The following is a 19,679-nucleotide window of genomic DNA, read 5'->3' on the forward strand; positions in this document are numbered from 1 at the left end:
GGCGCCTCAGCGCGCGATCATCCATTCGTGGGCGGGATCGTTGCGGAAATGCCATTCGCGGCGGGGACCGGCCATGACATTGAGGTAGTAGCCGCGGTAGCCGTGCGGCATCACCACGGGGTGGTAGCCGCGCGGCACCATCACGACGTCGTGGTCGCCAACGGCCATCGATTCGTCGATATCGCGGTCGTCCGTGTAGACACGCTGGAAGGCGAAGCCCTGCGGCGGATCGATGCGGTGGTAGTAGGTCTCTTCGAGCACGCTTTCGTCGGGGAGGGCGTCGGTGTCGTGTTTGTGTGGCGGATAGCTGGAGGAGTGGCCGGCGGGCGTCAGCACTTCGACCACGAGCAGCGATTCGGCCTGCTCGGTCTCCGGGAGCACGTCGCACACGTAGCGCGTGTTGGCGCCGGTGCCGCGCACGGAGCGTTTCATCGAGCCGGGCTCGATCAGGCGGACGTCCAGGCGTCCACTGGCGGGTGCCGAGGCGACGGCGAGCTCCGCGTCGGACTGCGCGGTCACCTTATAGACCGACGACGGCGGCGCGTAGATGGCGTGGGTGGAACGGTCTTCGAACACGCTCTCGCGCCCACCCAGGCCCTTCCAGTCGTGGCCGCCGACGATGACGTCGACCGTGCCGGTAAGGATCACCAGGCAGCCTTCACGGTCGGCGGGCAACGCGATCTCGGTCGTCTCGCCGGCAACGAGACGACGTGCCTCGAACCCGACGTGCTTCCAGTGGGCGGATTCCGGCGTGACGCGAACGATGGCCTCGCCCTTGGCGGCGGCCTTGACCAGCAGGCTCATGCGACCTCCCGCACCGACACGCCATCGAGCAGCGAACGCAGCGTGTTGTAGCCTTTTTCGGCAAATTCGAAGCTGGGAGCGACGGAAGGATCCTGTTCGGCCTCGACGACCAGCCAACCCTTGTAGCCGTGGGACTTCAGCCGGTCGATGATGCCGGCGAAATCGATGCAGCCGTCACCCGGCACGGTAAAGGCACCGTTGAGCACGGATTCGAGGAAGGTCCAGTGGCGGTTGCGCGCCATGCGCACGATGCCGGGGCGTACGTCCTTGCAGTGGACATGGCAGATGCGATCGATATGCCTGTTCAGGACAGTGAGCGGATCGCCGCCCCCGAAATACGTGTGGCCGCTGTCGAAGAGAAGGCCCACGTCGTCGCCGGTGTTGGCCATGAGCTGGTCGACATCGTCGGGCGATTCCACATAGGCACCCATGTGGTGGTGGTACGCCAGGCGCACGCCACGGGAGAGCGTGAACGCCGCGAACTCGGTGAGGTTGTCGCCGTAACGCTTCCAGTCGTCCGCCGTACGGAAACGCGGACGCTTGTAGAGCGGATGCGGTTCGCCCTGGATGGCATCGGCCACCTCGCCGTAGACCATGACCTTGCAGCCGTTCTCGGCGAGCAGGCGAAGGTGGGTCTCCACGGCGACGATCTCGTCCTTCGCCGGGCGCGCCGCGACGCGGCCGCTATACCAGCCGGAGACGACGTCGAGTCCGTAGCCGGCCATCAGGTCGCGCAACGCGGCGGGATCCTTCGGGAACTTGTTGCCGAGTTCGAAGCCTTCGTAACCGATGGCCTTGCCTTCACTGAGCGCCGTGGAAAGCGGTGTCTCGCCACCGAGCGACGGGAGGTCGTCGTTGCTCCAGGAGATCGGGTTGATGCCGATGCGGATGGGATCATTCTTCATGCTGGCGTGTTCCTGGCCTTGCGGCCCACGGTGGCGGATTCATAGCCCGCGCGCGCGTCGCGCACGGCTTCCCGCGTGGAAACTTCCGGCACCGCCACTTCCCACCATACGCCGCCTTCTTCGGTCGTGCGCGTGTGGTCGGTATCGATGCTGATGAGATAGGTACGGTCAGCGTCGCGTGCCCGCTCCATGGCCGCTTCGAGCCCGGCGATGTCGGCCACGTGCTCGGCGATGGCGCCAAGCGAACGGGCGTGCGCCGCGAAGTCGATCATCGGCATGCCGTGGCCGCCTTGCAGGCAGTCGTCGAACATGTTGTTGAAGGGCGCGCTTCCGGTCGCCTGTTGCAGACGGTTGATGCAGCCGTAGCCGCGGTTGTCCAGCAGCACGATGATGAGCTTGGCGTCGAGCATCACCGAGGTGGCGATCTCCGAGTTCATCATCAGATAGCTGCCGTCACCGACCATGACGACGACTTCGCGCTCCGGCGCGGCCATCTTCGCGCCCAGGCCGCCGGCGATCTCGTAACCCATGCACGAGTAGCCGTATTCCATGTGATAGCCGCCCGGGGTTTCCGTGCGCCACAGCTTCTCGAGTTCGGCGGGCAGGGTGCCGGCGGCGCAGAGCACGATGTCGTTGACCGTCGACTGCGACGACGAGCGCTGCACCGCGCCGATCACTTCGCCATCGTAAGGCAGGCGGCCCGGCGGTGCGCTGCGTTGTTCGGTGATGCGCGACACCACGTGCACCCACTCGCTGGCGGCATCGCGGGAGCGTGTGGTCCAGGCATCGGGTGCGGCCCAGTCTTCGAGACCGAAGCTCAGGTCGTCGAGGACCTGACGTGCATCGCCGATCACTTCGAGGCCTTCGCCCTTCAGTGCGTCGAACGCATTCACGTTCACCGACAGGATGGGTACGTGCGAGAACAGGGCGTTCGAGCCCGTGGTGAAGTCCTGGAGACGCGTGCCCACCGCGATGATCAGGTCGGCATCGCGAAGCAGGGCGTTGGCTGAGGATGACCCGGACACGCCGGCGGGCCCGAGGTGCAGGGGATGGTTCCAGGGTAAGGCGCCCTTGCCGGCCTGGGTCTCACACACCGGTACGCCGTGCTTGTCGGCGAAGTCGAGCAGCGCGTGCGAGGCCTTCGCATAAAGGACACCACCGCCGGCGATGATCACCGGGCGCTCCGAGGCTTCGATCGCGTCCAGTGCGTACATCAACTCGTCGTCGGTCGGTTGCGGTGCGCGGAAGACGATTTCGCGTGGCTCGAAGAACGAGATCGGAAAATCCCAGGCCTCGGCCTGCACGTCCTGCGGAAGGGCCAGTGTCACCGGCCCGCAGAGGGCGGGATCGGTCAGTGCTCGGATCGCGCGGGGCAGGGCGACGAGGAGTTGTTCCGGGCGGACGATGCGATCGAAGTAACGCGAGACCGGGCGCAGCGTGTCGTTGACCGACACCGTGCCGTCCGAGAAATCCTCGAGCTGCTGGAGTACCGGATCCGGCGCGCGGGAGACGAAGATGTCGCCTGGCAGCAGGAGTACCGGCAAACGGTTCACGTGAGCGAGCGCGGCCGCGGTGACGAGGTTGGTGGCACCGGGACCGATGGATGTGGTCACGGCCATCATGCGGCGACGCATGTTCGTCTTCGCATAAGCGATGGCGGCATGCGCCATGGCCTGCTCGTTATGGGCGCGGTAGGTTGGCAGCTTGTCGCGGGCTTCGTACAGCGCTTCGCCGATGCCAGCCACGTTGCCGTGGCCGAAGATGGCGAAGACGCCGCCGAACAACGGCGCCGATTCATCGGAGTCCGCGTCGCGGCCGCGCAGGGCGGCCAGGTAACGGATCAGCGCCTGGGCGGTGGTAAGACGGATGGTTGCGCTCATGCGGCCGCGCCTTCCTTCATTCGCTGGTCCGGCGTGCGCCGTCCGTCGCGCCACAGCGCGATCATGCGTTCGAACGCCGCGCGGGCCTGTGCGACCAGGGTGGCGTCGTCGATCTTGCCGGCCAGCCAGGCCGAAGCGGGCTCGATGAAGAGCGTACGGCCCACGGCGAAGCCGCGCACCGTCGAGCTGTCGAGGGCGTCGGTAAAGCCGGCTGCCAGCGCTTCCACCGGCGCATTGAGGCCGAGCAGGAGGACGCCTCGGCAGTAGGGATCCCGCTCGTGGATGAGCGCATCGATCGCGCCCCAGGCCTCGCGACGCGGCGGACAGAGCTTCCACCAGTCCGGCCGGATGCCGAGGTTGTAGATGCGCTTCATCGCGCGCAGCACCTGGTCGTCGCGGTGCGCGGCGTCCTTGCAGCCCGGCGGAATGACCTCGAGGAGCAGTTCGTGGCCGCTCACCTTTGCTGCGTCATACAGGGCCAGCAGCTGGGTCTCCTGCTCCACGCGGTGCATCGGGTCGGCGTCCGGATCGAAGGCGACCAGGCACTTGATGACGTGTTCCTTCGGCCAGCTCACCAGCTGCGTGCCGATGGAACGGCCGCGTTCGAATTCGAGCGGGTTGGAGCCGGGGACTTCCACCGGACGACCGATCCACCAGCCACGGCCACTGGCTGAGTTCAGCGCGTCCTGACCGTAACGGTCGTCGGCAAGCAGGCCGATGTGCCCGTGCAGCTGACCGGCGCGCTCCGTCGCGGCGACGGCCTCGACCAGCAGTTCCTTCAGCCGCGGAATGTTCGCCTCGTGACCGCCCACATCACGACTCAGTTCGAAGAACGGCGTGCGGTGGTCGAAGGCAAAGACGTAGAGATCGTCCCAGGTTTTGCGCGGCACCGAGGTGCGGTGCAGATGGGAAAGCTCCTTATCCAGGTCCGGTCGCGGGATACCGCCTTCACGGGCGAGGAAGGCATCCAGTTCGGCGCGGCTCGGCATAGCTGGCGCGCAACCGTGGCGAGATACGACGATGGCGCCGCAGGCATTGGCGAAGGCACAGGCACGCTCGATGCTCTCGCCACTCAGCCAGCCGGTGAGGAAGCCGGACAGGAAGGCATCGCCGGCGCCGAGCACGTTGAGCACCTCGACGCGGCTGCCGCGATACGTCGGTGCATCGTCGATGCTCGCGGGAATGACGCCCTCGATGACGCTGCAGCCGATGGCGCCACGCTTGACCACGAGGGTGGCCGCAGTGATACCGCGAACGGCACGCAGGGCGGCCATGAGGTCTTCGCTACCGCCCGCGATATGGAACTCTTCCTCCGTACCGACGATGAGATCGAAACCGGGAAGAATGGCCTGCAGGTGACGGGTGACGTGGTCGGCGGCGACGAAACGCTGCTCGCCTTCACCGCGGCCGGTCAGGCCCCAGAGCACGGGGCGGTAGTCGATATCCAGCACGGTGCGCACGTCGTGCTTGCGGGCCAGCTCGATCGCACGCGAGCTGGCCGCATGGACGCCCGGCTCGGAAAAATGCGTACCGGTGATGGCGAGCGCCCGGCATGTCGCGATGAACGCTTCGTCGATATCGTCCGCGGTCAGCGCCATGTCGGCGCAGTTCTCGCGATAGAACAGCAGCGGGAAGGTTTCACGATCCTTGATGCCGAGGATGGCCAGCGCGGTCAGGCGCTCATGGTCGATCCGGATCTGGCTGACATCGCTGCCTTCGGCGGCCAGTGTCTCGGTGAGGAAGCGGCCCATGTGGTCGTCGCCAACGCGGGCGAGCATCGCCGAATGCATGCCCAGTCGGGCCGTGCCGAAAGCGACGTTGGCCGAGGAGCCGCCAAGGTACTTGGCGAAGCTGGTGACGTCTTCGAGGCGGGCGCCGATCTGTTGGGCGTAGAGGTCCACGGCGAGCCGGCCAAGGCAGGCGACGTCGATGGGGCGGGAGGGGGAACGGGGCAGGGGGCTTCGCATAAGGGTTCCGTAATCAGGCCGCGCGGCCTTCCAGTTCGTCGACCAGGCTCTGGATCTCGGTGCCGCCGGCCATCATGTCGAGCACGGCTTCCTTGGTGATGTCCTTCTTGGCGAAGGTACCCATGGACTGGCCGCGGTTGAGCAGCGTGAAGCTGTCGGCGATCGGGTAAGCGTGGTGCACGTTATGCGTGATGAAGATCACCGAGATGCCACGCGCGCGTGCCTGATGGATGAGCTTGAGCACGTTGCAGGACTGCTTCACGCCGAGAGCGGCCGTGGGCTCGTCGAGGATGAGCACCTTGGCGCCGAAATGAATGGCGCGCGCGATGGCCAGGCACTGGCGCTCGCCACCGGACATCGTGCCAACGGGCTGGCTGGCGTCGCGCACGCGGATACCCATCTCGGCCAGCTTGTCGCGCGCGGTTTCGTTGGCGTAGTTCATGTCGATGACGGGGATGACGCCGAACAGCTTCTTCCGCGGTTCGCGACCGGCGAAGAAGTTGCGCGCCACGCTCATCAGGGGCACGAGCGCCAGGTCCTGGTAGACCGTGGCGATACCGCGGTCGAGGGCTTCGCGTGGCGAGTTGAAACGCACTTCCTCGCCATCGACACGATACGAGCCCGAGCTCGGCTGATGCACGCCGGCCAGGGTCTTGATCAGGGTGGACTTGCCGGCACCGTTGTCGCCGAGCAGGCAGTGCACCTCGCCGCGCTTGAGGCGTAGCGTGACGCCCTGCAGGGCAATGACGGTACCGAAGAACTTGCTTACGTCGTCGAGCTCGAGGATGTAATCGTCGGCCATGGTGGCACTCCTCACTTCGTCGCCGCAGCGCGGCTGCGGATGTAATGGTTGAACAGCACCGCCAGCAGCAACATGCCGCCGAGGAAGACGCGGTACCAGTCGGAATCGATATTGGTGTACGAGATGCCGATCTGCACGACGCCGAAGATCAGCGCGCCAAAGCACGCGCCGATGACCGAACCGAAGCCACCCGTGAGCAGGGTGCCGCCGATGACCACGGCGATGATCGCCTCGAACTCCTTTTGCAAGCCGCGATCGGCTGCGGCGGAACCCACGTCGGCCACCTGCAGCACGCCGAACAGGCAGGCACAGAAGGCGGTGAGCACGAACAGGGAAATCTTCACGCGACGTACCGGCACACCGACATTCTTCGCGGCGTTGGAATCGCCGCCGACGGTGTAGATCCAGTTGCCGAAACGGGTGCGGGCAAGCACGAAGCCGGCAGCCAGGGCCATGACGATCCACCACACGAGCACCTTGGGCAGGCCGCCGACCACCGGGTCGCCGCTGGGCAGCTTGGTGATCAGGTTCATGCTGGCCAGTCCATTGAACAGCCAGTGGAACGTGGTGCCCTGGAAGAGCGCCGAGATGACCGGGTCGTCGGTGAACTTGTCACCGATACCGCTGACGATGGTGCTGTTGGCGAAGCTGGTGGAAAGCACCAGCGTGAGGCCACGCAGGATGAACATGAAAGCGAGCGTGACGATGAACGACGGCAGCTTCGTGCGTACGACGAGGTAGCCGTTGAGCGCGCCCAACGCCATGGAGCCGACGAAGGCGAAGATCACCGCGGCCCACAGCGGCCAGCCGAGATACATGGGTGGAATGGCCACCATGACACCGGCGAATCCGATCATCGAACCCATCGACAGATCGAATTCACCGGCAATCATGAGGAGGCAGGCGCCCACGGCGATGATGCCGAGGTAGCCGGCCACCTGGGCCCAGTTGATGATGCCATCGAGCGCGAACATGCCCGAGCCGCCGGCGAAAACGCCGAAGAAGGCGAAGACCAGCACCGTGCCGGCAATGGACCCCAGTTCGGGGCGGTCCAGCAGGATGCGCCACGGTGACAGCTTGCGTACGCGTTCGTCCGTGGATTTCGGTTCAATCATGTTCGTAACGCTCTCGTTGATGGCACTCATGGTTCTTGGTCCTTCCGATCGCTTAGCGGTACGTGCCGGCGTACTTCTCAACCGTCGCCACGTTGTCCTTGGTGACGAACGCGGGACCCGAGCTCACGCCGGTGGCGGTATAGACCGGGTGCAGGTCGTACTGCTTCAGGCGCGCCTGGAACTTCGGGTTGGCCTTCAGCGTGGCGATGATCTTTGCCGGATCGTTGGTTTTCTGGTCATGCGCGATCACCAGGGCGGCGATGCCCATGTAGCCCTGCAGGTACGGCTGTTGATCGATCGCGTACTGGATGGTGCCGGACTTGATGCCGGCGATGATCGCGGGCGACAGGTCGAACGTGCCGAAGTTGATCTTGCCGACCAGGTGCATGTCGTTGACCACCTTGATGGTCGGCTCGGCGGCATTCGGGCCAAGGGCCAGGATGGCCTGGGTCTTGGGGTTGCTGCGCAGGTAGGCGCTGACCTTGCTGGCGACCACGGTCGGGTCCATGCCGGTGTCGATCATCGAGGTCTTGCGCCAGTCCTTCACGCCGATCGCATCGGCAAAACCCTGGCAGCGTTCGAATGACGCGTTGTTGGTCGCGTAATGGTTCACGCAGACGAAGCTGGTGACACCGGCCGCCTTGGCGCGGTCACCGGCGGCTTTACCGGCGTCGTACTCACCCTGGCCGACGTGCAGGATCGCGCCGAGTTTCTTGCTCTCGTCCGGCGTGCCGGAGTTGATCGTGACGATGGGAATGCCCTTGGCCGAGACCTTGGCGGCCGGCGCCTTGAGCACGGCGAAGCTGGCGATATCGAAGGCGACACCCTGGTAGTTACGGGCGGCGGCCGATTCCAGCTGGCGGGCCATTTCGCTGAGGTCGCCGTTGCCTGAACCGCGGTAGTCGACGTCTACGCCGAAATCTTCGCCGGCCTGCTTGATGGAGTTCTTGATGGTGTTCCACCAGGAGTCCGAGTCGGCGGCGTGGGTCACGAGGACATAACGGTCGCCCGGGGCCGCCTGGGAGGCGGGGGCGGCGAGGCCGAGACCGAGGGCAAGGGCTGCAGCCAGGGTGGCTTGAATCAGTTTGGATCGCATAGTGCCTCCACAGGAGACCGGTTCTACCGGCCGGACGGGTGTCGAACGCGATGCGGCCGTGCAGGCCGCTTTTTTGCCGAGAGCGGACCGAGCATGGACCGGCTGTTCCAGCGTTGCAATTTGCATTGCAGCAAAAAAATAAATGGAAAATATGTTCTATCGCGTGCTTCAATGCGGCCGGTCCCCATGGAGTGCCCCGATGGCCAAACGCAGCGAAGCCGATGCCCTCATGCAGCGCATCGCCGAGGAGTTCGAGGCCCTGCCGCGCCAGTTGCAGGGGGTGGCCCGGTACCTTGAGGAACATCGCAGTTCGATCATGGTCTTGCGCGTCGGTGAGATTGCCGAAGGCTGCGGGGTGCATGCGTCGGCGGTGGTCCGCTTCGCCCAGCGCTTCGGCTATTCCGGCTTCACCGAGATGCAGGCGGTGTTCCGCGAGGCATTCACGGCGCAGGCCTCGCCCTCGCGCAGCTACCAGCAGCGCATCCGCAGTGTCATCAAGAACCGCGCCTCGACCATGCCGGCGGTGGAAATCGCCTCGCGCTTCATCGATGCAAGCCGTGCCGGCCTGGATGAACTGGCCGACGAACTCGATGAAACGCGCTTCCAGAAGGCCGTGGACATGCTCGCCACGGCGGAGAACATCTACGTGATGGGCGTGCGCCGCTCATTCGCCATCGCCGCCTATATCGCCTATGCGCTGCAGCACACGCAGAAACGCGTGCACCTGGTCAGTGGCCTGGGCGGCATGTTCCGCGAGCAGTTGCGCAGCATGGGCAAGGGCGACGCGCTCATCGCGATCAGCTTCCCGCCCTTCGGCAAGGAAACCCTCTACGCGATGCGCGTCGCGCAACAACACAAGGCTAGTGTGCTCGCCATTACCGAGAGCGATCTCGGTCCACTCGCGCGCCACTCGGACGTTCTGCTCAAGGTGAAGGAGGGGAGCGCGTTCGCGTTCCGTGGCCTCACCAGCACCATGTGCCTGTGCCAGGCGCTGTTCGTTGCGCTGGCCTATCGGCTCGAACTCACAGTTGAAGAAACACTTCCCCGAGGAGAATACGATGATTGAAGTTGCCGTTTTCGGTGCCGGTCGCATCGGCAAGATTCACGCGGGCAATGTCGCCCGCCACCCGGAAGCGCACCTGCGCTACGTGGTGGACGTGCACGCGCCGTCGGCGCAGGAACTTGCGGACAAGCATGGCGCGAAGGTCGCCACGGTGGACGAGGCCCTCAATGATCCCGCCGTCGGCGCGGTCGTGATCGGCTCCAGCACGGATACGCATGCGGACCTGATCCATCGCGCCGCCGCCGCAGGCAAGGCGATTTTCTGCGAGAAGCCGGTCGACCTGGACGTCGAGCGCGCGCGCTCCTGCCAGGCCGCCGTCGAGAAAGCCGGTGTGGTCTGCATGATCGCGTTCCAGCGTCGTTTCGATCCGACCTTCTCCGCGTTGAAGAAGCGCCTGGAAGAGGGTGAGATCGGCACACCGGAGCTGCTCGTCGTGACCAGTCGCGATCCGGGTGCACCGCCGGTCAGCTACATCAAGAGCTCGGGTGGCATCTTCAAGGACATGCTGATCCACGATTTCGACATCTTCCGCTGGATCCTCGACGACGAGGCCGTCAGCGTGCATGCCACCGGCAGCTGCCTCACCGACCCGGCGATCGAAGCCGCGGGCGACATCGATACCACCGCCGTCACCATCCGCACGAAGAAGGGCCGGCTCTGCCAGATCAATACCTCGCGTCGCGCCGCTTACGGTTACGACCAGCGCTTCGAAGTGCTCGGCAGCAAGGGCATGCTGCAGGCCGGCAATGTGTCGCCTACCCAGGTGGTTTCGCACACGGCGAAGAACATCGCCCATGACCTCCCCGAGCATTTCTTCCTCGAGCGCTATCGCGAGGCGTATGCCGCGGAAATCGCCCATTTCTTCGACGCGCTTGCCGCAGGCACGCCAGTGCGGACTACGATCGCCGATGGCATCAAGGCGCTGGAACTGGCCGAAGCCGCCGCACGTTCCTGGCGTGAAGGCCAGGCCGTGGCCGTGAACATCTGAGGGGAGCATCCGAGATGACTTCCCTTCGCATCGGTCTGGCCGGCCTCGGTCGGCTTGGCCAGCGTTACGCTGAAAATCTCGCCCGCGCCGTGCCGCGGGCGGAGCTGGCGGCGGTATGCAGTCCCGTCGAGAGTGAGCGTGCCTGGGCACGCGACACGCTTGGCGTGTCCACCATCTATAACGGCTACGAGGAGATGCTCGCCGATCCCTCGCTCGACGCGATCTTCCTGGTCACGCCAACCTCGTTGCATGCCTCACAGATCGAGCAAGCACTGGACGCGGGCAAGCATGTGTTCTGCGAGAAGCCCTTGTCGCTCGAGCTGGAGGACTGCCGGCGTGCTGCCGCGCACGCGGCGAAGGCGGGTAAGCGCGCCATGGTGGGGTTCGTCCGTCGTTTCGACGAAAGCTACCAGCACGCATTCCAGCACATCGAGGCGGGTGGTATCGGCCGTCCCTTCCTGGTCTATTCGCAGACCACCGATCTGGCCGATCCGAGCGGAGCGTTCCTGAAGTTCGCGCCGACCAGCGGCGGCATTTTTCTCGATTGCAGCGTGCACGACGTGGATCTGGCGCGCTGGTTGCTCGGCCGTCCGAAGGCGAAGAAAGTGTATTCGGCCGGCACGGTGGCGATGTATCCGCCACTGGAAGCGATGGGTGACGTGGACAACGGCATCGCCATCGTGGAGTTCGAAGGTGGCCGCATGGCGATGTTCTACGCCTCGCGGACGCAGGCGCATGGGCACGACACGCATACCGACATCACGGGCACGGCGGGGCGCTTGAGCGTGGGTCGCAATCCCCGTGCGGACCGTGTCGAGATTGCCGATGCGAATGGTGTGCGTAATACGGTCGTGCCGTCGTTCTATGAGCGGTTTGCACCGGCGTTCGTGACTCAGGCGAAGCATTTCGTGGATGCGGTGCTGGATGACACGCCGTTCGACCTGACCATGGATGATGCGGTCGAGGCGACGCGGATTGCGATTGCGTTGCGGGAGTCGTTGCAGAGCGGGCAGCCGGTTTTGTTGGACTGAGGCGGGTTGAAGAGCATCGCCGATGAATCGGCTCCCACAGGGTCACGGCTTCCCTCAGCCCTCGCTCTCTCTGTGGGAGCCGCTTCAGCGGCGATGGGCGATAGGTGCTGGCGGTGATCCCCCATGAAAAACCCTTCATAAACCCACTATGACGCACCGCAGCAACGCCACGGTATAATGGGCCGGCCATGTCTCTCCCCTCCCTAGTTCCCACCCGCGGCCGGCGCTTCGCCGTGACCGCGCGCATCCTTTCCTCGGTCGTCTTTTCCTTCGTCTGCTACCTGTGCATCGGCATTCCGCTTGCCGTGCTGCCAGGTTTCGCGCATCTGGACCTCGGCTATTCGACGATCATCGCCGGCCTGGCCGTGAGTGCGCAGTATCTTGCGACCCTGCTCAGTCGACCTCATGCCGGGCGCATGGCGGATGCGATGGGCCCGAAACGCACCGTGGTCGCCGGTCTGGTCGTGCTGGCGATTTCCGGCCTGTTCCTGGCACTGGGCGCCATCGTGCCGAAGATGCCGGGGCTGTCGCTTGCCCTGATCCTGCTCAGCCGGCTCGGTCTTGGTTTCGCCGAAAGCTGGGTCAGCACAGGAGCGATCACGTGGGGCATCGGCGGCATCGGCGGTGAGCACACCGCACGCGTCATCTCCTGGAATGGCATCGCCACCTACGGCGGTATTGCCGTCGGCGCGCCGCTGGGCGTGATGTTGGCGCGGGACCATGGCTTCATTGCGCTGGGTATCCTCACCTTCGCGCTGGGTCTCGTAGCGCTGCCCTTCGCGCTGATGAAAGCGCGCGTCGCGCCAAGCCATGGCGAGCGTCTGCCGTTCAAGAGCGTGCTGACTCGCGTCATGCCCTATGGCGTGGGACTGGCGCTCGGGTCGATCGGCTTCGGTTCGTTGTCCACCTTCGTGGCGTTGTATTACGCCAGCCGTGACTGGTCCGATGCGGCGCTTTCCCTCTCGGTGTTTGGTGGCTGCTTCATTGGCATCCGGCTGATCTTCGGTAACGCGATCGACCGCTTCGGCGGCTATCGCGTGGCGATCGTGTCGTTCCTGGTGGAGTGCCTTGGCCTGATCCTGCTCTGGCTGGGCACGACGCCGCATGCCGCGCTGGCGGGTGCCGCGTTGACGGGTTCGGGTTTTGCCCTGGTCTTCCCGGCCTTGGGCGTGGAAGCGGTCGGTCGGGTCAGCACGCACAACCGCGGCGCCGCCCTCGGCGCGTATTCGGTCTTCCTGGACGTCGCGCTCGGCCTGACCGGGCCCGTCGGCGGCTGGATCGCAGGCTTGTACGACTACCCTGCGATCTTCCTGGTCGCGGGCTTCACCTCGCTCGCCGCGGCGATCCTTTCGGTATCGCTATACATGCGTTTCGGCCGCGATGCGCCGCCGCGCGATCAAAGGGCCGACGCACGGGCATAATGGCCGCCTGATCCCTTACGAGTTTCCTACATGCCGTACGACCGCAGCTGGATGGACTTTGGCGTTCTCGGCGCCCTGGAATCGGGTGGGATCGCCTTGCTCGTCGGCATCATCGTCTACGCGCTGCTCCACGCCTTCGCCGGTAAACCCAACGGCTGGAGCGATGGCAAGGAGATTTCCATCGCCTTCGTTCTCGCGGTGGCGATCGGCGGCGGTCAGGACATGTGGGACCTGCTCTACTTCACCATGGCGCCGCTGCAGTCGTTGACACTCTTGCAGCTGAAGCTCGCCGCCGTGCACGATCCGGATGCCATCGGCCTGCGCGTGTTCTTCGACATCGTCGGCGCCTTGATCGGCGCGTGCATCGGTTGGGCGATGTTCTCCGGCGGCTTCAAGCGCCTCCTTGCTGGCATGCGCTCTTCGTAACGCGCTATTCCCTGTGGGAACCGATTCATCGGCGATCCCGCGGCAGCGGGGCCGGGTTATCGCGAGCACCGGATCGCCGATGAATCGGCTCCTACAGAAAGTATCCTCAGGTTCTGTGGCTGAACATCCAGTCCCACAGGTCGGGCGTCGCATAGGCCTTTTCCCACGAGCCGTGATTCACGCCGGGGAATTCGGTGTATTTCACGACGGCGTGGCGCTCGATCAGCGCCGCGTTCATTCGGCGCGACTGTTCGGTCGGCACCACGTTGTCGTCGCCACCGTGGAAGATCCACACCGGCAGCTTGCCGATCTTCTTCGCCACCCAGGCATACGCATCGTCGCCCTTGGGTACGCCGTGCACGTAAAGGTTGCGACCGTCGCCCGGGAGCGGTTCGACGCCACCGCAGATCATGGCCGCGGCGGCGAACATGCCCGGGTGATCGGCAGCGATCTGCCACGAGCCGAAACCGCCCATGGACAAGCCGGTGAGGTACAGGCGTTTACGGTCGCCGTGGAATTCCTTCACGGTTTTCTCGAGCGCGGCCAGGGCCATGTCGGCATCGGCCTTGTCGGTCCACTCGGTATCGTTCGGCGCCTGCGGAATCACCACGACGGCCGGGAAATCGGTGTGCTGCTTCAACCACGGCGGCAGGCCTTGCGACAGCTGCGCCTGGTTGTCGTTGCCGCGCTCGCCGCTGCCATGCAGGAACAGGACCACGGCGGGATGCTTGCCTTCCACATCGACGGGAACGAACACCTGGTAGCGGTAGGTCTTGCCATGGACGTCCACGCTGCGTTCGACGAATGTCGCGGGGGCGGCGGAAGCGCCGGTGGCGATCATGGCGGTGAGAAAGGCGAGGCTGCGGAGCATGTCGGTTCCCTAAGCTGGTTTTTTTGTAGGAGCCGATTCATCGGCGATCCCGCGGCAGCGGGCAACGTTCTCGCGAGCACCCTATCGCCGATAAATCGGCTCCTACAAAGGCGCCCATATCAAAGGACGGGGTCGAAGAGGCGTGCCACGTGCAGCGCCACGCGTTGCAGGTAGGTCAGTCGATCGTAGTCGTTCTGGTTGACCTCTTCGGACTGAGCGAAGTCGTGGGTCAGCATCGCTTCTACCTCGCCGGCAAACGTCTCGTCCACGTTCAACGCCGTGATCTCGAAGTTCAGGCGGAAGCTTCGGTTGTCCATGTTCATGCTGCCGACGACGGCGGTGTCGTCGTCCACCAGCATCACTTTCTGGTGGATGAAGCCGGGCTGGTAACGGAACATGCGGATGCCAGCCAGGGTGGCTTCGTGGGCATAGAGCGTGGAGGCCATGAACACGGTGCGATGGTCGGGACGGCAGGGAATGAGGATGCGCACGTCCACGCCGCGAAACACGGCCAGACGCAGCGCGCCGAACACGGCCTGGTCGGGCACGAAGTAGGGCGTGGTAATCCATACGCGGTGCTTCGCCGCATGGATGGCCTGGGTGAAAAACAGCGAGCAGCTTTCCTGGCGGTCGGCCGGGCCGGTCGCGACGATCATCGTATTGGCGCGGCCGCAGCGCTCCGGCGGCGGTGACGACGGCGGCCGTTCACCGGTGACCCAGTACCAGTCTTCGGCGAAGACGCGTTGCAGGTCGGCGACGGCGGGGCCTTCGATTTCCATGTGCGTATCGCGCCACGGCGACAGCGGCGGCTTCGAGCCCAGGTATTCGTCGCCCGCATTCAGGCCACCGACAAAACCGCGCACGCCATCGACGACGAGCACCTTGCGGTGATTGCGGAAATTCAGCTGGAATCGGTTGCGCCAGCGTCGCGTCGCGAAGCGGTGTGCGTTCACGCCTCCGCTGCGCAAGGCCTCGATATAGCTGGAGGGGAGATCGTGGCTGCCGATGCCGTCGTAGAGCAGGCAGACTTCTACGCCGGCGGCCGCCCGCTCTAGCAGGGCATCGCGCAGGCGTCGACCCAGCACGTCGTCGTGGATGATGAAGAACTGCACCAGGACGTAATGTTCCGCGCGTGCGATGGCGGCGAACATGGCCTTGAAGGCGGCCTCGCCATCGATGTGCAGCGCCAGCCCGTTGCCGCCGTGCATCGCCGTCTTCAGCATGCGGCCGATGGCGTCATATCGCTCATCGCCCACGGGGGTGGTCACCGGAAGCAGGCCTGGCCGCGCCGAGAGTTCGGCTTCCTCGTGGAGCATGAAGAAGCGTGCCTGGCGCTGGCGGTGCAGGTCGACGTAGCCGCCAAAGTGGCTGGCGCCCAGGAAGAAGTAGGGGACGAGGGTCACGTAGGGCAGGAAGACCAGCCCAAGCACCCATGCGAAGGCCCCTTGCGCCGTGCGTGTATGCATCACGGCATGCATGCCAGCGAAGATCCCCGCGACATGCAGGGCCAACGCGGCGATCGCGATCATTGACGTGATCATGGGCTTCCGACCCCGATCTTCAATCCTGCGGCAAGAGTCTTTGTCGCGTGCGGGTGTATGTGCATAAGGGCCTGGGGCGGACAATCCACGTTATCGCTTTCCAACGAGCCTAACGCATGAACCCCTCTCCGTCCCGCCTGCCCCTGCTGGCACTGGCCGTAGCCGCCTTCGCGATCGGTACCACCGAGTTCGTGATCATGGGGCTACTGCCGGAAGTCGCTACCGACCTGAAGGTGAGTATTCCCTCCGCTGGCATGCTTGTCTCCGGTTACGCCCTGGGCGTGGCCGTTGGCGCGCCGCTGCTTGCCGCGTTCACCGCGAAGATGGAGCGCAAACACGCCCTCTTGCTGCTGATGGGCCTGTTCATCCTCGGCAATGCCCTGTGCGCCATCGCGCCGAACTACGACGTGCTGATGGTGGCGCGCGTGGTGGCCGCCTTCTGTCACGGCTCGTTCTTCGGCATCGGCGCCGTCGTCGCCGCACACCTGGTGCCAGCCAACCAGCGCGCTCGTGCCATCGCCCTGATGTTTGCCGGACTTACGCTGGCTAACGTGCTTGGCGTGCCCTTCGGTACGTTCCTTGGTCAGTGGGCTGGCTGGCGCTCCACGTTCTGGGCGGTGACGGCGCTGGGCGTGATCGCCGCGCTGGGTGTGGCCCGCTTCGTTCCCTCGCTGCCCAACCTCAAGGCGCCGGACATGCGTCGCGAGTTGCGCGTGCTGCGCGAGCCGCAGGCCCTGATCGCCCTGGGCATGACAGTGCTGGGCTTCGGCGGCGTGTTCACCGTGTTCACTTACATCGCGCCGATCCTGCAGGAGCAGTCGCATGTCAGCCCCCACTGGACCGGTGCCGTGCTCGTTCTGTTCGGCCTCGGCACCACCATCGGCAACATGCTCGGCGGCCGCCTGGCCGACTGGAAGCTGATGCCCTCGCTGATGGGGATCCTGGTGGTGCTTACCGCGCTTCTGGTCGCGTTTGCCTGGACGATGCATTCGACCGTCGCGTCCATCGTCACCGTGTTCCTCTGGGGCATTGCTGCGTTTGCCACGATCGCGCCGTTGCAGTCCCGTGTGGTGCATGTCGCGGGCGATGCGCCAAACCTGGCGTCCACCTTGAACATCGCCGCTTTCAATCTGGGCAACGCTGGCGGCGCGTGGCTGGGTGGCGCGGTGCTCGCGGCCGGTTATTCGATGCCGATGGTGAGCCTGACCGGCGCCGGCGTCACCGTGGCCGGCCTGCTTGCTACGATGGCCAGCGTTGCGCTCGAACGCCGCCGTCCCGTGACCGCGGTGGCCGAAGGCGCCTGACTTCCAGGAGAGCTCCATGAAAGCCGTCGTCTATCGCACCCCGCTTCCCGTGACCGATCCGCAGAGCCTGCTCGATGTCGAGCTGACCACGCCCGAGGCGAGGGGGCGCGACCTGCTGGTGAAGGTCGAGGCCATCTCGGTCAATCCGGTGGACACCAAGATCCGCAAGAACACCGATCCGGAAGGTACCGACAAGGTGCTCGGCTGGGACGCCGCAGGCACCGTGGTCGCGGTTGGCCCGGAAGTGCGGCGCTTCAAGGTCGGCGACGCCGTGTGGTACGCCGGCGCGCTCGACCGGCCGGGTGCCAACAGCGAGTTCCACGTGATCGACGAACGTCTCGTCGGCCGTAAGCCGTCCACGCTGAGCATGGCCGAAGCCGCGGCCCTGCCGCTCACCGCCGTGACCGCGTGGGAGCTGATGTTCGAGCGCATGGGCATTGCACACGGCACGCCGGGTCGTCCTGCCACGTTGTTGGTGGTCGGTGCGGCGGGTGGTGTCGGTTCCATCGCCGTGCAGCTCGCGCGCCGGCTCACGGGCCTCACCATCATCGGTACGGCGTCGCGCCCTGAAACGCGTGAATGGGTCCAGGCAATGGGCGCACACCACGTGGTGGACCACTCGAAGTCACTGGTCGATGAAGTGAGGGCGGTGGCGCCGGAGGGTGTCGACTACGTACTCGGCCTGACGCGCACCGAAGAGCATTTCCCGGCACTGGTCGAGCTGCTCAAGCCGCACGGCAAGTTCGGCCTGATCGACGACCCCGCCGAGCCGATCGACATCCGCCTGATGAAGCGCAAGAGCCTGTCGTTGCACTGGGAGCTCATGTACACGCGCTCGCTGTTCCACACCGAGGACATGGCCGAGCAGGGCCGGATCCTCGACGAGGTGGCGAACCTCGTCGATGCGGGCGTGATCAGGACGACGATGCGCGAGAACGTGGGTGCCATCAACGCGGCCAACCTGCGCAAGGCGCACGCCATGCTCGAGAGCGGCAAGACCATCGGCAAGGTCGTTCTCGCGGGCTTTTCCTGACCTAGCGCGAGTGGACGCGCTCGGCACTCTCGGCCATGAGCATGTTCGCCACGCTCTGGGCCTGCTTGCGGATTTCCGGGATCGCCGTCGATTCCCACAACGCGCCACGAAGCAGGCTACCGATCGCAAAAAGATTCGAGCGCGGCCGGCCGTTGCCATCGAGCAGATGGCCGTCCGGCAGCGCAGCGAAGCCCAGGCCGAGCGGATCGGGTTTGACCAGGCCGTCGATCACCAGCTGGCGCACCAGACGATGCTCGGTGCGCAGCGTGTCGGTATTGAGGCCGACCGTCTGAATGACGATATCGTAGGACTCGACCGCTTCACCGCCACCCGGAACCAAGCGCTTGACGTCCAGCGCACCCTCGAGCGAAAGCGATACGCCACGCATGCGCCCACGCCCACGCGTGAGGCGGCCGGCGCGCTCCAGGTCGGCGATGGAGGCCGCGACCTGCGGCGGCATACGATGGCGCGCCCGCTCCCAGGCCCAACGGGCGTGACGGAGGAATCGTGCACGCTCGCCTTCGGGCAAGTCGGCCCACAACGATTGCGTATACGGTCGCAGGCCGTCGACCAGCGTGCGCCAGTCGTCGGCTTCCGCCGCGGCCTCGCGCAGGGCGCGTATCCAGGCGCGCACGTTGGCGTCGTCGCGTAACGATTCGATCAGTTCGGCGTCTTTCTCACCCGGCGCAGAGGCGGAAGCCAGATGTGGCTCGGGCAACTTGCCGTGACGGGAGAGGGCGGTGAAGTTCGCCTTCGGCCAGCGCGCGGAGAGTTCGAGCACGACATCGACGGCAGTGAGACCGAGACCGATCACCAGCACGCGCAGCGGCCGCTCATCCGCAGGCGCGGAAACGAGGTACGGCCAGGGATCGGTGACGTATCGGCCACTGGCGATGGCGGCATCTTCCACGCCGGGCAACGGGCGGGGAGGCAGTGAGCCGATGGCCAGCACCGCCGCTTCCGCCTGCGCGACTTCATCGCCATAACCGATCGTCACGCCTTCACTGGAAGGCACCAACGACTCGGCCATGAAAGGAATGACGTTCACGTCGTGTCCGAACGAACCGGCGTTCTTGACCGCCTGTTCGACGCGAGACTGCAGGAAATCGCCATACAGGCGGCGAGGCAGGAAATCCGAGCCTTTCACCGTCGGATCCAGCGCCTGTGCGTACTCGAGGAAACCGCCCGGCTTGCCGACGAACATGCCCATGGAAGCGGCGCGGACATTGAGCAGGTGGCGTTCGGACGGCGTGCCGTAGGCGACACCGCGCCCGGCGCCCGGGGCGCCGGCATACCAGTTCAGGTGCAACGGCCGGGGCGTACGACGCTCCAGCAATTCGCTCACCAGCGTCGCCGCTGCTGCGCCACCGCCGATGATGGCGACTTTATGAAACATGCTTTGGTCCTTCGCCCTTGGGTTGGGGTGGAGGGC

At 65.3% G+C, this 19,679-nt stretch carries 17 protein-coding genes; 7 read left to right on the forward strand and 10 right to left on the reverse strand.

All coding sequences use genetic code 11. The features are described 5' to 3' along the window. Positions 1–6: 6 nt before the first annotated feature. Genes iolB through HB634_RS17740 form a run of 7 tightly spaced genes read right to left on the reverse strand, consistent with a single transcriptional unit; the run spans position 7 to position 8,569 of the window. On the reverse strand, positions 7–804 hold the full coding sequence (iolB, locus tag HB634_RS17710; RefSeq protein ID WP_213949554.1) for a 5-deoxy-glucuronate isomerase: 798 nt from the start codon (positions 802–804) through the stop codon (positions 7–9). Continuing rightward, positions 801–1,709, reverse strand: a complete 909-nt coding sequence (iolE, locus tag HB634_RS17715) for a myo-inosose-2 dehydratase (protein WP_213949555.1) — start codon at positions 1,707–1,709, stop codon at positions 801–803. The genes iolB and iolE overlap by 4 nt, the downstream gene beginning before the upstream one ends. Further along, positions 1,706–3,589, reverse strand: a complete 1,884-nt coding sequence (gene iolD, locus HB634_RS17720) for a 3D-(3,5/4)-trihydroxycyclohexane-1,2-dione acylhydrolase (decyclizing) (RefSeq protein ID WP_063573326.1) — start codon at positions 3,587–3,589, stop codon at positions 1,706–1,708. Before iolD ends, iolE begins: the two co-directional genes overlap by 4 nt. Then, positions 3,586–5,556: a 5-dehydro-2-deoxygluconokinase gene (iolC, locus tag HB634_RS17725; RefSeq protein WP_213949556.1), complete on the reverse strand. Its 1,971-nt coding sequence runs from the start codon at positions 5,554–5,556 to the stop codon at positions 3,586–3,588. The genes iolD and iolC overlap by 4 nt, the downstream gene beginning before the upstream one ends. A gap of 13 nt (positions 5,557–5,569) precedes the next feature. Continuing rightward, positions 5,570–6,358, reverse strand: a complete 789-nt coding sequence (locus HB634_RS17730; RefSeq protein WP_213949557.1) for an ATP-binding cassette domain-containing protein — start codon at positions 6,356–6,358, stop codon at positions 5,570–5,572. Positions 6,359–6,369: 11 nt separating this feature from the next. Continuing rightward, a complete protein-coding gene (locus HB634_RS17735; protein WP_063573762.1) occupies positions 6,370–7,503 on the reverse strand; it encodes an ABC transporter permease in 1,134 nt (377 codons plus the stop codon). Between the two features lie 22 nt (positions 7,504–7,525). Further along, positions 7,526–8,569 carry a sugar ABC transporter substrate-binding protein gene (locus HB634_RS17740; protein WP_063573761.1) on the reverse strand — a complete coding sequence of 348 codons (1,044 nt, stop codon included), beginning with the start codon at positions 8,567–8,569 and terminating at the stop codon, positions 7,526–7,528. A gap of 199 nt (positions 8,570–8,768) precedes the next feature. Here HB634_RS17740 and HB634_RS17745 point away from each other — a divergent pair, with 199 nt between their 5' ends. The 5 genes from HB634_RS17745 (at position 8,769) to HB634_RS17765 (ending at position 13,498) form a co-directional block, all read left to right on the forward strand. Continuing rightward, the gene (locus HB634_RS17745) at positions 8,769–9,635 is read left to right on the forward strand and encodes a MurR/RpiR family transcriptional regulator (RefSeq protein ID WP_213949558.1); all 867 of its coding nucleotides are present in this window, start codon (positions 8,769–8,771) and stop codon (positions 9,633–9,635) included. After that, entirely contained in the window at positions 9,628–10,620 is a 993-nt protein-coding gene (iolG, locus tag HB634_RS17750) for an inositol 2-dehydrogenase (protein WP_063572845.1), read from the forward strand. The genes HB634_RS17745 and iolG overlap by 8 nt, the downstream gene beginning before the upstream one ends. Positions 10,621–10,634: 14 nt before the next feature. Next, positions 10,635–11,651 carry a Gfo/Idh/MocA family oxidoreductase gene (locus HB634_RS17755; RefSeq protein WP_197478372.1) on the forward strand — a complete coding sequence of 339 codons (1,017 nt, stop codon included), beginning with the start codon at positions 10,635–10,637 and terminating at the stop codon, positions 11,649–11,651. A gap of 233 nt (positions 11,652–11,884) precedes the next feature. Continuing rightward, the gene (locus HB634_RS17760) at positions 11,885–13,072 is read left to right on the forward strand and encodes an MFS transporter (RefSeq protein ID WP_231873969.1); all 1,188 of its coding nucleotides are present in this window, start codon (positions 11,885–11,887) and stop codon (positions 13,070–13,072) included. Between the two features lie 30 nt (positions 13,073–13,102). Then, entirely contained in the window at positions 13,103–13,498 is a 396-nt protein-coding gene (locus tag HB634_RS17765; RefSeq protein WP_063572848.1) for a hypothetical protein, read from the forward strand. 106 nt (positions 13,499–13,604) lie between these two features. Here HB634_RS17765 and HB634_RS17770 read toward each other — a convergent pair whose 3' ends face one another. Then, positions 13,605–14,369, reverse strand: coding sequence for a prolyl oligopeptidase family serine peptidase (locus tag HB634_RS17770; RefSeq protein ID WP_255548675.1), 765 nt, complete (start codon positions 14,367–14,369; stop codon positions 13,605–13,607). Between the two features lie 119 nt (positions 14,370–14,488). Continuing rightward, positions 14,489–15,910, reverse strand: a complete 1,422-nt coding sequence (gene cls, locus HB634_RS17775) for a cardiolipin synthase (protein WP_063573722.1) — start codon at positions 15,908–15,910, stop codon at positions 14,489–14,491. Positions 15,911–16,026: 116 nt separating this feature from the next. Between cls and HB634_RS17780 the strand changes: the two genes are divergently transcribed. Together HB634_RS17780 and HB634_RS17785 are read left to right on the forward strand one after the other, a co-directional pair. Then, positions 16,027–17,214 carry an MFS transporter gene (locus HB634_RS17780; RefSeq protein ID WP_213949559.1) on the forward strand — a complete coding sequence of 396 codons (1,188 nt, stop codon included), beginning with the start codon at positions 16,027–16,029 and terminating at the stop codon, positions 17,212–17,214. A gap of 16 nt (positions 17,215–17,230) precedes the next feature. After that, positions 17,231–18,247 carry a zinc-binding alcohol dehydrogenase family protein gene (locus tag HB634_RS17785; RefSeq protein ID WP_213949560.1) on the forward strand — a complete coding sequence of 339 codons (1,017 nt, stop codon included), beginning with the start codon at positions 17,231–17,233 and terminating at the stop codon, positions 18,245–18,247. Between the two features lies 1 nt (position 18,248). Here the strand turns inward: HB634_RS17785 and HB634_RS17790 are convergent, their stop codons facing one another. Continuing rightward, entirely contained in the window at positions 18,249–19,643 is a 1,395-nt protein-coding gene (locus HB634_RS17790) for an FAD/NAD(P)-binding protein (RefSeq protein WP_213949561.1), read from the reverse strand. Positions 19,644–19,679: the final 36 nt, after the last annotated feature.

The sequence above is a fragment of the Luteibacter sp. dw_328 genome, from assembly GCF_018449605.1.
Taxonomy (GTDB): Bacteria; Pseudomonadota; Gammaproteobacteria; order Xanthomonadales; family Rhodanobacteraceae; genus Luteibacter.

Bases quoted from the DNA above. Each gene is read 5' to 3' on its own strand.
- iolB (WP_213949554.1), bottom strand. From the start codon at position 804: ATGAGCCTGCTGGTCAAGGCCGCCGCCAAGGGCGAGGCCATCGTTCGC.
- iolE (WP_213949555.1), bottom strand. From the start codon at position 1,709: ATGAAGAATGATCCCATCCGCATCGGCATCAACCCGATCTCCTGGAGC.
- iolD (WP_063573326.1), bottom strand. From the start codon at position 3,589: ATGAGCGCAACCATCCGTCTTACCACCGCCCAGGCGCTGATCCGTTAC.
- iolC (WP_213949556.1), bottom strand. From the start codon at position 5,556: ATGCGAAGCCCCCTGCCCCGTTCCCCCTCCCGCCCCATCGACGTCGCC.
- HB634_RS17730 (WP_213949557.1), bottom strand. From the start codon at position 6,358: ATGGCCGACGATTACATCCTCGAGCTCGACGACGTAAGCAAGTTCTTC.
- HB634_RS17735 (WP_063573762.1), bottom strand. From the start codon at position 7,503: ATGAGTGCCATCAACGAGAGCGTTACGAACATGATTGAACCGAAATCC.
- HB634_RS17740 (WP_063573761.1), bottom strand. From the start codon at position 8,569: ATGCGATCCAAACTGATTCAAGCCACCCTGGCTGCAGCCCTTGCCCTC.
- HB634_RS17745 (WP_213949558.1), top strand. From the start codon at position 8,769: ATGGCCAAACGCAGCGAAGCCGATGCCCTCATGCAGCGCATCGCCGAG.
- iolG (WP_063572845.1), top strand. From the start codon at position 9,628: ATGATTGAAGTTGCCGTTTTCGGTGCCGGTCGCATCGGCAAGATTCAC.
- HB634_RS17755 (WP_197478372.1), top strand. From the start codon at position 10,635: ATGACTTCCCTTCGCATCGGTCTGGCCGGCCTCGGTCGGCTTGGCCAG.
- HB634_RS17765 (WP_063572848.1), top strand. From the start codon at position 13,103: ATGCCGTACGACCGCAGCTGGATGGACTTTGGCGTTCTCGGCGCCCTG.
- HB634_RS17770 (WP_255548675.1), bottom strand. From the start codon at position 14,369: ATGCTCCGCAGCCTCGCCTTTCTCACCGCCATGATCGCCACCGGCGCT.
- cls (WP_063573722.1), bottom strand. From the start codon at position 15,910: ATGATCACGTCAATGATCGCGATCGCCGCGTTGGCCCTGCATGTCGCG.
- HB634_RS17780 (WP_213949559.1), top strand. From the start codon at position 16,027: ATGAACCCCTCTCCGTCCCGCCTGCCCCTGCTGGCACTGGCCGTAGCC.
- HB634_RS17785 (WP_213949560.1), top strand. From the start codon at position 17,231: ATGAAAGCCGTCGTCTATCGCACCCCGCTTCCCGTGACCGATCCGCAG.
- HB634_RS17790 (WP_213949561.1), bottom strand. From the start codon at position 19,643: ATGTTTCATAAAGTCGCCATCATCGGCGGTGGCGCAGCAGCGGCGACG.